15 protein-coding genes are annotated in these 16,202 nt (G+C 34.4%); 11 read left to right on the top strand and 4 right to left on the bottom strand.

Translation table 11 applies throughout. The features are described 5' to 3' along the window. Nucleotides 1-106 precede the first annotated feature (106 nt). Entirely contained in the window at nucleotides 107-1,351 is a 1,245-nt protein-coding gene (locus tag K5R64_RS07515) for an ABC transporter permease (RefSeq protein WP_220762345.1), read from the bottom strand. A 936-nt stretch (nucleotides 1,352-2,287) separates the two neighbouring features. Between K5R64_RS07515 and hisS the strand changes: the two genes are divergently transcribed. The 10 genes from hisS (at nucleotide 2,288) to K5R64_RS07465 (ending at nucleotide 12,344) form a co-directional block, all read left to right on the top strand. After that, entirely contained in the window at nucleotides 2,288-3,661 is a 1,374-nt protein-coding gene (hisS, locus tag K5R64_RS07510) for a histidine--tRNA ligase (RefSeq protein ID WP_220762344.1), read from the top strand. Nucleotides 3,662-3,968: 307 nt separating this feature from the next. Beyond that, entirely contained in the window at nucleotides 3,969-4,562 is a 594-nt protein-coding gene (locus tag K5R64_RS07505) for a nucleotide exchange factor GrpE (protein WP_220762343.1), read from the top strand. A 47-nt stretch (nucleotides 4,563-4,609) separates the two neighbouring features. Continuing rightward, the gene (gene dnaJ / locus K5R64_RS07500) at nucleotides 4,610-5,716 is read left to right on the top strand and encodes a molecular chaperone DnaJ (protein ID WP_220762341.1); all 1,107 of its coding nucleotides are present in this window, start codon (nucleotides 4,610-4,612) and stop codon (nucleotides 5,714-5,716) included. A 296-nt stretch (nucleotides 5,717-6,012) separates the two neighbouring features. Continuing rightward, nucleotides 6,013-6,933 (top strand): ABC transporter ATP-binding protein, encoded by a 921-nt coding sequence (locus K5R64_RS07495; protein ID WP_220762339.1) that lies wholly within the window; start codon nucleotides 6,013-6,015, stop codon nucleotides 6,931-6,933. Nucleotides 6,934-6,984: 51 nt separating this feature from the next. After that, a complete protein-coding gene (locus K5R64_RS07490; protein WP_220762337.1) occupies nucleotides 6,985-8,301 on the top strand; it encodes an ABC transporter permease in 1,317 nt (438 codons plus the stop codon). Between the two features lie 301 nt (nucleotides 8,302-8,602). Then, a complete protein-coding gene (locus K5R64_RS07485) occupies nucleotides 8,603-9,766 on the top strand; it encodes a sigma-54 dependent transcriptional regulator (protein WP_220762335.1) in 1,164 nt (387 codons plus the stop codon). Nucleotides 9,767-9,879: 113 nt separating this feature from the next. Next, nucleotides 9,880-10,542, top strand: a complete 663-nt coding sequence (locus tag K5R64_RS07480) for a DEAD/DEAH box helicase (protein WP_220762333.1) — start codon at nucleotides 9,880-9,882, stop codon at nucleotides 10,540-10,542. Nucleotides 10,543-10,757: 215 nt separating this feature from the next. Then, the gene (locus tag K5R64_RS07475) at nucleotides 10,758-11,213 is read left to right on the top strand and encodes a transposase (RefSeq protein ID WP_308443156.1); all 456 of its coding nucleotides are present in this window, start codon (nucleotides 10,758-10,760) and stop codon (nucleotides 11,211-11,213) included. A gap of 96 nt (nucleotides 11,214-11,309) precedes the next feature. Further along, nucleotides 11,310-11,528 (top strand): DUF2007 domain-containing protein, encoded by a 219-nt coding sequence (locus tag K5R64_RS07470; protein ID WP_220762331.1) that lies wholly within the window; start codon nucleotides 11,310-11,312, stop codon nucleotides 11,526-11,528. Nucleotides 11,529-11,546: 18 nt separating this feature from the next. Continuing rightward, nucleotides 11,547-12,344: a Cof-type HAD-IIB family hydrolase gene (locus tag K5R64_RS07465; RefSeq protein WP_220762329.1), complete on the top strand. Its 798-nt coding sequence runs from the start codon at nucleotides 11,547-11,549 to the stop codon at nucleotides 12,342-12,344. 107 nt (nucleotides 12,345-12,451) lie between these two features. Here K5R64_RS07465 and K5R64_RS07460 read toward each other — a convergent pair whose 3' ends face one another. From K5R64_RS07460 to K5R64_RS07450, 3 genes are read right to left on the bottom strand one after another with little or no spacing between them, the layout of a single operon-like run. Next, nucleotides 12,452-12,880, bottom strand: a complete 429-nt coding sequence (locus K5R64_RS07460) for a hypothetical protein (protein ID WP_220762327.1) — start codon at nucleotides 12,878-12,880, stop codon at nucleotides 12,452-12,454. Nucleotides 12,881-12,894: 14 nt separating this feature from the next. Further along, nucleotides 12,895-13,323 carry a hypothetical protein gene (locus tag K5R64_RS07455; protein WP_220762325.1) on the bottom strand — a complete coding sequence of 143 codons (429 nt, stop codon included), beginning with the start codon at nucleotides 13,321-13,323 and terminating at the stop codon, nucleotides 12,895-12,897. A gap of 33 nt (nucleotides 13,324-13,356) precedes the next feature. Beyond that, nucleotides 13,357-14,199, bottom strand: coding sequence for a T9SS type A sorting domain-containing protein (locus K5R64_RS07450; protein WP_220762323.1), 843 nt, complete (start codon nucleotides 14,197-14,199; stop codon nucleotides 13,357-13,359). A gap of 346 nt (nucleotides 14,200-14,545) precedes the next feature. Here K5R64_RS07450 and mtaB point away from each other — a divergent pair, with 346 nt between their 5' ends. After that, nucleotides 14,546-15,874 carry a tRNA (N(6)-L-threonylcarbamoyladenosine(37)-C(2))-methylthiotransferase MtaB gene (mtaB, locus tag K5R64_RS07445; RefSeq protein ID WP_220762321.1) on the top strand — a complete coding sequence of 443 codons (1,329 nt, stop codon included), beginning with the start codon at nucleotides 14,546-14,548 and terminating at the stop codon, nucleotides 15,872-15,874. Nucleotides 15,875-16,202 lie beyond the last annotated feature (328 nt).

Genomic DNA, 16,202 nt, shown 5'->3' with positions numbered 1-16,202 from the left:
GTTTAATTGTTTAATTGTTTAATTGTTTAATTGTTTAATTGTTTAATTGTTTAATTGTTTAATTGTTTAATTGTTTAATTGGTATCTTTAAATCTCTAACTTCTGATTATTCATATCGTAATGCTTCAATAGGGTCTAGCTTTGAAGCTTTGATAGCTGGGTATAACCCAGAGAGTATGGCCACAATAAAACTTGTCATAAAAGCGGCAAATATGGCAAGCCACGGAATAACAAAATCAAATTGCATTGCAGAGGCAATTCCAAAACCGATGAGTATTCCTAATACAATCCCAATGATTCCGCCTAATTGTCCAATAAGTAGGGTCTCGATAAAAAATTGAATTGCTACCGTTGTTTTTTTGGCTCCTAACGCTTTTCTGACCCCAATTTCCCTTGTGCGTTCTGTTACCGAAACAATCATAATGTTCATTAGTGCAATCGAAGATCCTAAAATAGTAACCACACCTATACCCCAAGAGGCCAATCCTAAGTATTTTGTAATACCAAGAATTTTATTAATCAAGTCATCTGAACGAATGACACCAAAATTGTTTTCCTCTACCGGGCTTAATTTTCTGATTTTCCTCATCGTACTAATAGCTTGGTCGATAGCTTGGTCAAGAAGTTCGTTTTTTTGCGTTAAGATACTGATGGAATAATTGATGTTTGGTGCTGTAAAAAGAGACCTAGCCAATTGAATAGGAATCAACACTCGTAAATCTTGATTGTTCTCAAAAGTAGCTCCTTTTTCTTTTAAAACACCGATAACCTTAAATCGCGCCCCCCGAATCGAAATTGTTTTTCCAATAGGATTGACATCTTTTAGAAGGCCTTTTTCAAAATCGGAACCTACAATGCAACTATGGCTGTTGTTGCTAATGTCAAAACGATTGAAATTCCTGCCTATTTTAGTCTCTAAACCTGAGTTAGTCAGGAAAAATTCATCGACACCCATAATGGTGATTTCGGGGTCTGTTTTTTCGGTATTAAATTTTACTTCTGCGGTTCCTGTGGCTCTGAAAGACAATGACGTTTGGGTGAGCGGGTAATCAAATTTGTTTTTAAAAGCGAGGGCTTCTGGATAGGAAATCACAGGATTTGTAATTTTTCGAGTTTCTCCGTGGCGTTTTCGCAGTACATTTTCGTATTGTTTAATGGAAAAAGTATTAGCGCCCATCGAAGTAAAGTCGGATGAAATGGTGTTCTCCAAAGCTGATACTACTGTTAATATTCCTACTAAGGCGGTGATTCCGATAGCGATAATAATTACCGTCAAAATGGTGCGCAAGATTTGGGTACGTATAGAACCTATAGCAATGCGAATGTTTTCTTTAAATAATTGTAACATCATTTTAATTTGATACTAAAGTACATTTTTTGTAGCAATTCCAGTTAGACAAATAAGAACGATTTTTTTTAACAATATTAGTCATATAAGCTTTTAAAGATTTTTTGAAAGGAGGTGTAGTAGATAACTTGGCTGTTTGATTTTTTTGGAACACAGATTTTAGAAATTAGAGAAATTCAAATTTCACGACTTAAGATTCATCGCAAGGGACGAGTCCCTACTGATATGCGCTTTTTTTTAAGAGTTTTAAAAACCAATCAAAGCAAATAACTTACATGACTTATATGTTAATTTTTTTTTGGAACACAGATTTTAGAAATTAGAGAAATCCAAATTTCACGACTTAAGATTCACTGTCAGGGACGAGTCCTTACTGATATGCGTTTCTTTTTTTAATGAGTTTTAAAAACCAGTTAAAGCAAATAACTTACATGACTTATATGTTAATTTTTTTTGGAACACAAATTTTAGAAATTAAAGAAATTCAAATTTCAGGACTTAAGATTCATCGCAAGGGACGAGTCCCTACTGATATGCGCTCCTTTTTTTAAGAGTTTTAAAAACCAGTCAAAGCAAATAACTTATATGACTTATGTGTTATTTTTTTTTTTTTTTTGGACACAGATTTTAAAAATTAAAGAAATCCAAATTTCAGGACTTAAGATTCATCGCAAGGGACGAGTCCCTACTGATATGCGCTTCTTTTTTTAAGAGTTTTAAAAACCAGTCAAAGCAAATAACTTACATGACTTATATGTTTCAATATTTTTACCACAAAGCTTAAATGTTCTTATATTTCTTAAATGGTTTTAAAAAAAAAACATAAATGACTTATATGTTTAAAAAACTACAATTAGTAAACAGATTTATTTTAAAAATAAGATATTTGCAAAGATTTTGGGTTAATCCATAATCACCAATTTTTTTTAAATAATTATAATGGCATCAAAACCCAGTATTCCTAAAGGAACTAGAGATTTTTCACCAGTTGAGGTGGCAAAAAGACAATACATTATCCAAACTATAAGAACCAATTTTGAGAAATTTGGTTTCCAACCCATAGAAACTCCTTCATTTGAAAACTCTGAAACCTTAATGGGGAAATATGGAGAAGAAGGCGATCGTTTGATTTTTAAAATATTAAACTCAGGGGATTATTTGGCTAAAGCCAATGCGACTCATTTAGAAGCCAAAGACAGTACAAAACTCACTGCTAGTATTTCTGAAAAAGCCTTGCGTTATGATTTGACTGTTCCTTTTGCTCGTTATGTAGTGCAACACCAAAACGAGATTGAATTCCCTTTTAAACGATACCAAATCCAACCTGTTTGGCGTGCGGATCGACCTCAAAAAGGGCGTTTTAGAGAATTTTTTCAATGTGATGCCGATGTCGTAGGGTCTCAATCGCTTTGGCAAGAAGTTGAATTGGTCCAATTATATGATGCTGTTTTTACTGATTTAGGATTGAATGGTGCTACAGTAAAAATCAACAATCGCAAGATTTTGTCTGGAATAGCAGAAGTAATCGGCGCTTCGGATAAATTGATTGATTTCACAGTAGCTTTGGATAAACTGGACAAAATAGGTGAGGAAGGAGTTAAAAAAGAAATGATGGATAAAGGAATTACTGAAACTGCCATCCAAAAAGTACAACCTCTATTTAATTTTACTGGCACCATCACCGAGAAACTGGAGAAGCTATCCCAATTGTTGGCTGAATCTCAAGAAGGAATGAAAGGAATAGCCGAGTTGCGTTTTATATGTGACAAGGTATTGGAATTAGGTTTAGCCACTGTTATTTTGGATTTGGATGTGACTTTGGCAAGAGGGTTAAATTATTATACAGGGGCTATTTTTGAAGTAGCTGCGCCCAAAGGAGTAACGATGGGTTCAATTGGAGGCGGTGGCCGTTATGATGATTTGACAGGGATTTTTGGATTAAAAAACATGAGTGGTGTTGGGATTTCTTTTGGATTAGACCGTATCTATTTAGTTATTGAAGAATTGGATTTGTTTCCCAAAACAGTTACCATATCCACTAAGGCGTTATTTCTTAATTATGGCGAAAATGAAGCCTTGTACGCGATGAGTGCTATTAAAGAATTGAGAGCCTCAGGTATAAAAGTCGAAATGTATCCTGATAATGTAAAGTTGGGAAAACAATTTCAACATGCTGACAAACGTCATATTCCGTACGCCGTAATTGTAGGTGACGAAGAGATGAAAACAGGTCAGTATGCTCTTAAAAACCTAACCACAGGCGAGCAGATTTTAGTTGATTTGGAAGGATTGAAAAAAAGTTTGTTAGCGTAAGAGTTTAAGTCTTGGATGGTCTCAATTTAATAGGTATAAAAAAAGCTTTGTTTTATAAAACAAAGCTTTTTTTTGATATAAGGTATAGTGAATTAATAATATAGTAAATAACCTTAGAGTCCCTAATGAAGGAGAATAGATTACAAACATAAATAAAACAATTGATATAATTCATAAAATTGTATTAAAATTTAAATTAATAATGAAAAAATAACAGCCGATTTTGGATTTTTCAAAAATCGGACTGACAATTTGACGTTTAGTGCGTTTTGGCAGTACTTTTGCTTTCCAAAAGAAAGTTCAAAATATGTTTAAGAATATTTTTAAAAATAAAGGTAATATGACTACTGAAAATACAGAGATCGATCAAAAAGTAGCCGATGGAGCATTGGAAAATAACAATGTTGGTGGAGAACAAGTTGCAGCTGAAGAGACAAATGCTGAGGAATTAAGTGTTGAAGAGCAATTAGCAAAAGACTTGGCAAATGAAAAAGATAAATTTTTGAGATTATTTGCTGAATTTGAAAATTACAAAAGACGAACTACTAAAGAACGTATCGAGTTATTCAAAACAGCTAATCAAGATGTGTTGCAAGCTTTGTTACCTGTTTTAGATGATTTTGACAGAGCGGTGGTGGAAATTGCTAAATCAGAAAATGAAGCAGTTTCTAAAGGCGTGGAATTGATACATGAAAAATTAAAAAGTACTTTGAACGCTAAAGGATTAGAGTTAGTGGAGGTAAATGCAGGAGATGCTTTTAATGCTGATTTTGCTGAAGCGATTACACAAATACCTGCCCCGTCTGACGATATGAAAGGTAAAATTGTGGATGTTCTTGAAAAAGGATACAAATTAGGAGATAAAATTATTCGTTTTCCTAAAGTTGTAATTGGGCAATAAATAAGCGTAACTACGCACTGCTGTAATTTTCAACCTAAATGAATACAATGAAAAAAGATTTTTACGAAATATTAGGACTTTCTAAAGGGGCTGATGCTGCAGCGATTAAGAAAGCCTACCGAAAAAAAGCCATTGAATATCACCCTGACAAAAATCCAGGAGACAAAACGGCAGAAGAAAAATTCAAAGAAGCAGCCGAAGCCTATGAGGTCTTAGGAGATCCTGCCAAAAAAGCCAAATACGACCAGTATGGACACCAAGCATTTGATGGTTCAGGAGGTTTTGGTGGACATGGTGGCATGAATATGGACGATATTTTCAGCCAGTTTGGTGACATCTTTGGTGGTGGTTTCGGAGGATTTGGCGGTGGATCACGTGGTCCTCAAAGAGTCAAAGGAAGTAATCTTCGAATCAAAGTAAAACTCACCTTAGAAGAAATTGCTAATGGTGTAGAGAAAAAAGTAAAAGTAAAGCGCAAAGTTCAAGCGCCAGGGGTAACCTATAAAACGTGTACTACTTGTAACGGACAAGGGCAGGTAATGCGTGTGACCAATACTATTTTGGGACGTATGCAGTCGGCTACGACTTGTCCTGCTTGTGGAGGCTCAGGTCAAATTTTAGACAAAAAACCATCTCAAGCAGATGCGCAAGGAATGATTTTAGAAGACGAAACCGTTTCTATCAAAATTCCTGCTGGTGTAGTGGACGGAATGCAATTGAAAGTTTCTGGTAAAGGAAATGATGCGCCAGGTAACAGTGTTCCTGGAGATTTGATTGTTGCGATAGAAGAGTTAGAACACGAATTTTTAAAACGTGAAGGAGAGAACCTTCATTACGATTTGTACATCAGTTTCCCTGAAGCGATTTTAGGTGTCTCCAAAGATATCGAAGCGGTAAACGGAAAAGTACGCATCAAACTCGAAGAAGGAATCCAATCGGGAAAAATTTTGCGTTTGAAAGGAAAAGGAATCCCAAGTATCAATGGATACGGTAATGGTGACTTATTGGTTCATGTAAATGTTTGGACTCCTAAAACGTTGAATAAAGAACAGAGACAATTTTTTGAAAAATACTTGGATGACGAAAATTTCAATCCAAATCCTGAAAAATCAGACAAGTCATTTTTTGAAAAAGTAAAAGATATGTTTTCTTAAATGAAGCTAAGTTTCATTTAAAATCACCACTTATAAAGCCCATTCTTATCACAATAGGAATGGGTTTTTTTATTCTGGGATGCCAAGCTTTTACCTTTGATTTGCTAATTTCTGAAATGAACCATGTGTCCGGTAAACCGATTGAGATAGAAATGATAATCATGATTTAGTTCAAAAAAATAAACAATCAAAGCAAACTTGGGTTGTTTTTAAACGCAGGTTGACTCTTTTTTTATCGAACAAATCAAAGGATTTCCCCTTGAATTATTTACTTTTACACAAATTCAAATTTTAGAATGAATAACTTACTTGAAGTCAACAAAGTTGTCAAACAATATGGTGACTATACCGCCTTGAATGAAGTTTCATTGAGCGTGCCTAAAGGGAGTATTTACGGACTTTTAGGTCCTAATGGAGCGGGAAAAACCTCCTTAATTCGCATTATAAACCAAATAACTTTGCCAGATAGTGGCGAAATTATTTTGGATGGCGAAAAGTTACAGCCCAAACATGTGCAATATATTGGTTACTTACCCGAAGAACGCGGTTTGTATCAAAGCATGAAAGTGGGAGAACAGTGCTTGTATTTGGCACAAATGAAAGGATTGTCTAAGTCAGAAGCCAAAAAACAATTGGATTTTTGGTTTGATCGATTGGGAATTCAAGGATGGTGGAACAAAAAAATTCAAGAGTTATCCAAAGGAATGGCACAAAAAATACAATTTGTAGTTTGTGTCTTGCATCAGCCTAAATTATTGATTTTGGACGAACCTTTTTCGGGTTTTGACCCTGTAAATGCTAATGTAATCAAGGACGAAATTTTAGCTTTAAAAGAAAAAGGTACCACGATATTGTTTTCTACTCATCGTATGGAGAGTGTGGAAGAATTGTGTGATGAAATCGCTTTGATTCACAAGTCCAATAAATTGATTGAAGGCAAGGTAAACGACGTCAAAAAACAGTACAGAACGAATAGTTACGAAGTTGGGATTTTGAGTGCTGATGTAGAAGGATTGATGTATGCTATCACTCAAAAATTCACTGTTAAACCAGCGCATTTCAAGTCATTGAACAACGAATTAAAATTAGAGATTCACATTGGCAACGCCACACCTAACGAATTGTTGAATGTATTGGTGCAAAAAGGACAGGTGACACACTTTGTTGAAAAAATTCCGTCAGTAAATGACATTTTTATCCAAACGGTGAGCGAGTAATAAATATTTGGGTATTCCTAAATCAAAAAATCCTTAATCTTAAATGTGAAAATGAGTATTATTTCATTAATTATCAAAAGAGAATTTATAGCCAAAGTGCGTAATAAATCTTTTATTGTAATGACCTTTTTAAGTCCATTGTTGTTTGTAGCGATTACCATTTTTATCAGCTACCTCAATACGATGGAAGTAGAGACTAAACGCATCGCCATACACGATCCCTCTGGAGTTTTTGTTAAGGAGTTGGTATCCCAAAATCAAAAGGACTCAGAGTATAAATACGTTGATTTATCGGCCATTGAAGTCCAATTTGTAAAGGACAGCATTGCCAATCATAATTATGAGGGCTTGTTATTGGTTCCTCCTACGGATGATTTAACCACATTAGAAAATAAAATTCAACTCATTGCTAACACCAGTCCTAGTTTAATTTTTATTGAAAAGGTTCAGTCTATTATAGGAAAAAAAATTACCCAACTCAAACTTGAAAAAGCCCATTTAGACACTGTTGCCATTCAAAAGGCACAAGCCAAAGTGGTCCTTAACTTAGCCAAAACATCAGGAGAGGAAACAGTAAAGGGACTTAATGAAATTAAGATTTTCATCGGTGGTGCATTTGGTTATTTGGTCATGATGTTTATTATCATGTACGGCAACATGGTGATGCGTTCAGTGATTGAGGAAAAAACCAATCGTATTATTGAAATTATTATATCTTCGGTCAAACCTTTTCAATTGATGATAGGTAAAATCATAGGGACTTCTTTGGCAGGGATTTTACAATTTGTTATTTGGACTGTGCTAGGCTTATCAATCCTGTTATTCGCCTCATATTTTTTTGGTGTCAACGTGGGTTCGGCAGCACAATTTTCACCTGCAATGGCAGAGCATTCTGCGACTGAAATGACAAGTACTATCCAAATGTATATTAAGGAATTGTGGCAATTACCCATAGTTTCTATTTTGCTAGGATTTGTAGTGTATTTTATTGGGGGTTATTTCTTGTACAGTTCATTTTATGCGGCTATTGGAGCTGCTGTTGATAATCAAACCGACTCCCAGCAGTTTCTTTTACCTATTATCATGCCGTTGATTTTGAGTGTGTATATTGGTTTTTTTAGTGTAGTCAATGACCCTCATAGTACGATTGCGGTAACTTTTTCGATGATTCCGTTAACTTCACCCATTGTGATGCTCATGCGAATTCCGTTTGGTGTACCTTTGTGGCAAATTATAATTTCGGTTTCCCTATTACTAGTAACCTTTTTAGGTGTAGTTTGGTTTGCAGCAAAGATTTATCGTGTGGGGATTTTGATGTATGGCAAAAAACCTAGTTGGAAAGAATTGTATCATTGGTTAAAATATTAATGATTATCAGTGTAACGGATTTTCTGTTCAATCGGTTTTTCGAATAAACAGTTTGTCAAATAGCCAAATCAAGTAGCGAATGGCTTAGTTTTTGAGAGTAAGCATTGTTCCTGCTTTGACCTTTATTCCTCCACTATAGTGGTGTGAATATTGATTCAAATAAAGTTCACTGAACATCAAGAAGAATAATGGAATAGTGAAGCAATCAGGGTATAAAAGTAAGCACTAGGTTATTGAGTAAGTTAAGTTAACAATTAACCTAATAACCAGTTAAACCATTTAACAGATTAAACGAAAAAGCATGCCTAAAATTTTAATAATAGAAGACGAAGCTGCTATCCGCAGGGTGTTGTCCAAAATACTTTCTGAGGAAAATGATACTTACGAAGTAGAAGAAGCCGAAGATGGTACTATTGGTCTTGAAAAAATTAAAAACAACGATTATGATTTGGTACTTTGTGATATCAAAATGCCCAAAATGGACGGTGTTGAGGTATTAGAAGAAGTCAAAAAAATAAAACCTGAAATCCCAATGGTGATGATTTCAGGGCACGGCGATATGGAAACGGCCATTAATACGATGCGTTTGGGGGCTTTTGATTATATTTCAAAACCACCTGATTTGAATAGGTTGTTAAATACTGTTCGTAATGCTTTGGACCGAAAACAATTGGTAGTTGAAAATAAAATTCTAAAGAAAAAAGTTTCTAAAAATTACCAAATGATAGGTGAGAGCGAAGCCATTAATCATATTAAATTGATGATTGATAAGGTGGCGCCTACCGAGGCTAGAGTGCTTATCACGGGTTCAAATGGTACCGGAAAAGAGTTGGTTGCCCATCAATTACATGAAAAAAGTGAGCGTTCTAGCTTTCCGCTAATAGAGGTGAACTGTGCTGCTATTCCGTCAGAATTGATAGAAAGTGAGTTGTTTGGTCATGTGAAAGGTGCTTTTACATCAGCTGTAAAAGACCGTGCAGGTAAATTTGAAGCAGCAGACAAAGGAACGATTTTCTTGGATGAAATTGGCGATATGAGTCTTTCCGCTCAAGCCAAAGTATTGCGTGCTTTACAGGAAAATATGATTACCCGAGTAGGAGCCGACAAGGATATCAAAGTCGATGTACGTGTTGTGGCAGCAACGAATAAAGATTTGAAAAAAGAAATCGAAGAAGGACGCTTCCGCGAGGATTTGTACCATCGATTGGCGGTAATTTTGATAAAAGTACCGTCGTTAAATGAACGTCGTGAAGATATTCCACTTTTAATTAGTCATTTTGCTCAAAAAATTGCTTCGGAGAACGGAACAGCAGTGAAGAAATTCTCTGATAATGCGGTGAAGTTATTACAAGAATACGATTGGACAGGAAACATACGAGAATTACGGAACGTAGTAGAGCGCTTGATTATTCTTGGAGGAAGTGAAATTTCCGAGAATGATGTGAAGTTGTTTGCAAGTAAATAAACTATTTCGCAAAGATTCACTAAGAGAAAACACGAAGAAACGCAAAAGAATTACAATTGAAATTTAGCGAATCTTCTTGAAACTTAGCGAATCTTAGTGTAAAAATTTTAAAAATGAAACTAAAAAAAATAAAGGAAAAACTGCAGCAAGCCTTAATCGAAAATGGATTGACCGAGGCAAATGAGGTTCAAAAAGAAACGTTTTCAGCAATCAAAAGTGGTGCTGATTGTTTGATTTTTGCACCTAAAGAAAGCGGTAAAACCACTACGATTGTTTTGAATGTAATTCAAAAATTAGCTGGAACCAATGAAGAATCACCACGGGCATTAATTTTTGTGGAAGACAAAGCTAAGGTTTTAGAAATGGAAGCCCTTTTTGAGCAATTCGGAAAATATACGGGATTAGAAGTGTATGGCGTTCACGAAAAAGGCGATATGGACTATGATAAAAATTATGTTTCCACTGGAATAGATGTTTTAATAGGAACTCCGACCAAGTTGAGCGATATGTTTTCAACAGCGGGCTATAATGTCAATCGCTTGAAAATGTTTATCGTGGACGATGCAGATAGCTTGTTGAAATTGCGTCATGAAACTAAAATCATGCGCATATCTGATAGTATTACTAAAACCCAACGACTGATTTTTTCAGAAGAATATACGGAAAGAGTAGCCATTATGGCAGACAAAATGTTGGTAGAACCTTTCGAATTCGATTTTGAAGAAGTGGAAGAGGAGGATGATTTTGAAGAAGAAGAGGGGGACGAGGAAAATTAATATAAATGCTCCGCAAAGTCTCTGACTTTTGAGGTGGTGAATTTCAGTCCTTGACTGGCTCTATAAAAAAAAACGAAAGAAGGTATATTATTAGAGATCAATCAAAAACCTCATTTTATAACAGCAACAGTTATAGATTGGGTAGATGTTTTTTCAAGTAAAGAATATAGGGAATGTATTATTGATAGTCTGGATTTTTGTAAAAGAATAAAGGAATGATTTTGTATGGATATGTAATTATGTCCAATCATATTTATTTAATCATTCAGTCTGAAGAGGGAAAATTGTCTGATTTAATAAGGGGATTTAAAAAGTTTACCGCTAAAACGATACTGAATAAAATAGAAAATGGGGTTGAAAGTAGAGCAGATTGGATGTTAAAAAGATTTGAATTTGCCTGTAAAAGGCATACCCGAAATGAGAAATACCAATTTTGGCAATATGGGAGTTATCCTGAAGAGATTTTTTCTGAAAAATTTATGTGGTCAAAATGGGATTACATACATATGAATCCTGTTAGAGCAGGGATCGTATCAAAAGCATCAGATTATCTATATTCAAGCGCTTCTAATTACGTAAAAGATGAAGGGATTATTTCGATAACAAAAGCAGGTAATCCGGCTGTTGATGTTTTAAAACCTTTCTCAATTTCTAATCATTATATTTGGTAAAATGAATATGAAGGTCAGGAGACCTTCTCTCACTTCGACGAAGTTGTAAACATTGTGGAGCAAAATGTAGAAAATTAATTTAAAAAATAGCGTATAATGGCATTGATGAAAGTGTTTTCGGGGAGTGAAGTTTTGGCTTTGGCCTTAAAGGAAAAAATAGAAGCCATAGGGGTGGATGTTGTAATGAAAGACAACATTCAATCAGCGCGATTACCGGGTTTTGGAACTATGGGGTCAGCAGTTGAATTGTTTGTGCAAGAAACACAATACGGAAAAATTTATCCCATTATCGAGGAGTTTAAAATGAATTTATAATTATTCTTTGTAACCATTATGAAATACAAAATGCTGGTTTTAGACATGGATGATACCTTGTTGAACGACGACCATATCATTTCGGATGAAAATAGAGCCATGCTAGCCAAGGCAAAAGAAAAAGGAGTGAAAATCATTTTGGCGTCAGGAAGACCAACTCCTGCGATGATTGAATATGCTAAAGATTTGGGGTTGATGGATTCGTATATGATTTCGTTTAACGGTGCTGTGATTACCGATTTGAGTACTAATGAAGTGATTTTTGAGCAAAGTTTGACTCAAGAGCAGATTCATATATTGTATGATTACAGCCAACAAAAGAAAACACATATTATTACTTATTTGGACGGGAAAATAGTGAGTGAAACCCGTTCAGAATATATCGATGTGGAAACCACGATTACAGGTTTAGAACATGAGGTGGTGCCTAATTTTAAAGAACGAGTGCAATCAGCGGCGATAAAATGCATTTTGCTAGAAGAACCCAGTTATTTGAAAGCAGTTGAAGAAGATTTAAAAGCAGTAATGCCCCATTTGAGTGTATGTATGTCAAAACCCTTCTTTTTAGAAGCCGCTCAAACTGGAATTGACAAAGGCGCCAGCGTGAAATTCCTAGCGGAAAAATTAAACATTGCACAACATGAAGTAATTGCAGTAGGTAATGCCGGCAACGATTTGTCGATGATTGAATATGCTGGATTAGGTGTTTGGGTCGATAATGTGGATGCACATTTGAGAGACAAAGGCGATGTGGTTGTAGCTTCCAACAACAACCACGGTGTGGCTGAGGTAATCCAACGCTTTATTTTGGCTTAAGATTTTATATTCTATTAAAAACCATTAAACAATTAAGGGATTTTAAGTGTTGTGCTTAAAGACTTAATTGCTTAATGGTTTTTTTATTGTGATGATTTTCCTTTGTATTAATCAAATCCTTCTTCAGAATAATACCATCTGTCATCCAGTTTTTTAATCTTATATGAAGCATTAGGAATATTGCGGTTTCCAAAGTTTCTTGGTTTTTTAGTGGAGTCATAAATTATTCTTTTCTCCTTGTCGAATAAGCTATTGGGTTTTTTGATAAAAATTAGTAAACTATCGTTCTCTTCAATAAATCCTGAATAATTTGGATTTTTTTTATTTCCATTTTTTACTACTAAATCAATATCTAATTGTTCAATATCACCAATTATAAATTCATCAAATTCATCTCTATCATAAACACCATCATTATATTTTTCAAATTTTGAAACTAAATTATTCAAATCATCTTTGTATTTCAAAACCTTATTTTCATTAAATGGATTACAAGAAATGAAAGTTAATAATATAAGAAATAGAGAGGTTTTCATTTTTTTAAGGTTAGTCATTTGTTTTTCTTTCGTATTTTAAAAAGTAAATATGCAAAAATGATTTGTCCTATAGAGAATAAGAGTAGAACTGTGTAAAGGATTCTATTTATTAAATCAATCATTTCAAAAATATCAGTTGAATTTTTTGCAGTAAATTGTCTAATTGGGAAATTAAAACGTGCCCAAAGTACAATTGGAATTGTTAGCAGGTAATGAAGAGTAAAAAGTTTGAAATCAATTTTAGATTTGTTTTTTAATAATCTCCAATAGATAAAAGCAATAATAGAGACAATAATTAAAACTATTATTTCCAAATAACTGGTGCTTGGGATAACCATATTCCAACCTGTGAGACTTTGAAATGTAAAACCCGATTCAAATGGGGTGGCTAAAATAAGCAACAAAGAAAAAGAAATTAAAGGAGTATATCTTTTAGAATACATAGTGGTTTATAAATAAATGATCCATTTTGTAGATTACTTAATTAATATTTTAAGCGTTTTAGTTTGACTGTTATCTATGTTTTTTACAATGAGAAAATACAAGCCTGATTGTTGATTGCTAATATCTATTTTGTTTTTTACATCATTAAGTTGCCCTTCTAAAATGAGTTTATTCGAACTATTGATTAGCTGAAAACTAGATTTTTTATTTGTTTCAACATTGATAAAATCGACTGCTGGAATTGGGTAAGCTTTCACAGAATATTCTACATTGTCTGGATCATCTTCATCTTTTTCAGTGACTAGTTCGTTTTTTGAAATGTTATTTAAGGTGAATTTGGGATTTAAAAGTGTGTCGGGAACAGTATTGTTCATTATGATTGTAAACAATTTTTTTAATTCGACTTTGTTAGTTTTCAACCTAATTACAGTTGTATCTGAATTGATAGATACCAATTCTTTTTTATAAATCCCTTTTAGAATATTTTCATCCACAGCAAAAAACTGGGTTCCAAAATCCAAACCATAAATTAAATTTCCTTTTATTTTGAAGGCGCTTATACAATAGGAAGTGTCATTTTTTTTGTGATTAAAATAGTAGTAGTCTCTATATTTACATACTTTGCCATAGAAAACTGTATCTCCTATTTTATTGGTTATTAGATTAGTGTATTTGTTGGATTTAATATTTAAAACTAAGGTGTCATTGTAATATTTGACTAACAATGTTTCTCCAAAAATTCTATCCAGTTGTTTGTTGTTTTTAGGGAATGGAGAATCGAAAGTGCTTTTAGTTAATTCCTCAGGAGAAACTTCTGCTTTTTTGCATGAGATTACAACTATAAGTATTAATATTAAATATTTGATGAGTTTCATAGAATTGAACTAAAATTAATTATTAAAGCATTTCAAATATATCAATAAATAACTACAAAACATTCTGTTGAAATAAAATTTTCCTCATTAATCAACACCGCGTGAGGGATGGAAGCGACATCTCCCGATTTTAAAAAACAAGGCTAATGCCGTAGTTTTTTTAATCGGGAATACAGCGGACAGCCCGACCCGAAAGTGGCGAGGAAGCATGACGAAGCCATCTGGAGGGTCACGCCCAAATCCTACAATTAGAATAAAATAAAATTCCTTGTACAGTTCCTTTATTTGTTTGTAAATTTGCACACGCTATTTTTTTGACAACGATTTCATTAGATAGCGCATACTTATGGAAAAAAGAAAAAAAGTGGCCTTCTATACCTTAGGCTGTAAACTGAATTTTTCAGAAACTTCAACTATTGCCCGTAACTTACAGGACGAGGGTTTTGACCGTGTGGATTTTGAGGAAGTGGCTGATATGTATGTCATCAACACGTGCTCGGTAACCGAAAATGCCGATAAACAATTTAAACAGGTAGTACGCAAAGCGATGAAGCTTAACAATAAGGCTTTTGTTGCTGCGGTGGGTTGTTATGCTCAATTGAAACCAGAAGAATTGGCTGCGGTAGATGGGGTTGACTTGGTACTTGGAGCTACTGAGAAATTCAAATTGAATGATTATATCAATGATTTGTCTAAAAACGATATGGGGGAGGTGCACTCTTGTGAGATTGCCGAAGCCGATTTTTACGTGGGAAGTTACTCCATTGGCGACCGTACCCGTGCTTTCTTGAAAGTGCAAGACGGTTGCGATTATAAATGCACCTATTGTACGATTCCGTTAGCGAGAGGTATTTCGCGAAGTGACGAATTGCAAAACGTGTTAAAAAACGCTAAGGAAATTTCACAACAAGGCATTAAAGAAATTGTACTTACCGGAGTGAATATTGGAGATTACGGTAAAGGGGAATTTGGTAACAAAAAACACGAACATACGTTCTTAGAGTTGGTTCAGGCGTTGGATGAAGTAGAAGGCATCGAAAGATTGCGAATTTCGTCTATTGAACCCAATTTGTTAAAAAATGAAACGATTGAATTTGTTTCGAAAAGCAGGACTTTTGTACCGCATTTCCATATTCCGCTACAGTCAGGGAGCAATGAAATTTTGAAGTTGATGAAACGTCGTTATCAACGTGAAGTCTACACAGAACGAGTAAATAAAATTCGTGAAGTAATGCCAGATGCCTGTATTGGTGTGGATGTGATTGTAGGTTTTCCTGGGGAAACAGACGAACATTTCTTAGAAACCTATCATTTCTTGAATGATTTGGATGTTTCGTATTTACACGTTTTTACGTATTCAGAGCGTGATAATACTGAAGCAGCCGCTATGACAGGTGTTGTGCCAGGGAATGTGCGTGCCAAAAGAAGTAAGATGCTCCGCAGTTTGTCTGTTAAAAAACGTCGTGCTTTTTATGAAAGTCAATTAGGTACGACGAGAACTGTGCTTTTTGAGGGAGAAAACAAAGAAGGTTATATTCATGGTTTTACGGAGAATTACGTAAAAGTAAAAACACCTTGGAATCCTGAATTAGTCAATACGTTACACGAAATCAATTTAACCCATATTGACGAGGATGGAAGCGTACGAATGGAGTTCGTTTCAGCTTTAGTATAGTCATTGTCTTATTTTAAAAAACCATTGAGAGGTTAGTTTATTAGCTATTTTCTATTACCATATAAGCCATATAAGTTTGTAGTTGACTTGGGAAGCTTATTTTAGAAGAGCATATCAGTTTTGGGTATTTGTAAATAACTCACTTATTTTTTACCATACAAGCCATATAAGTTTGTAGTTGACTTGGGAAGCTTATTTTAGAAGAGCATATCAGTTTTGGATTTCTTTAATGTTGGTAATGTGGTCAAAAATAGTTGGTGATTTTTGATTTTAGATTAATTAAATTTCACCATCAAATTGAAGAGGACATTGGCTCTGCTGAGGAGCA

This window comes from Flavobacterium sp. UMI-01, assembly GCF_019656315.1.
Lineage (GTDB): Bacteria > Bacteroidota > Bacteroidia > Flavobacteriales > Flavobacteriaceae > Flavobacterium.
This window is presented reverse-complemented; position numbering and strand designations above follow the sequence as displayed.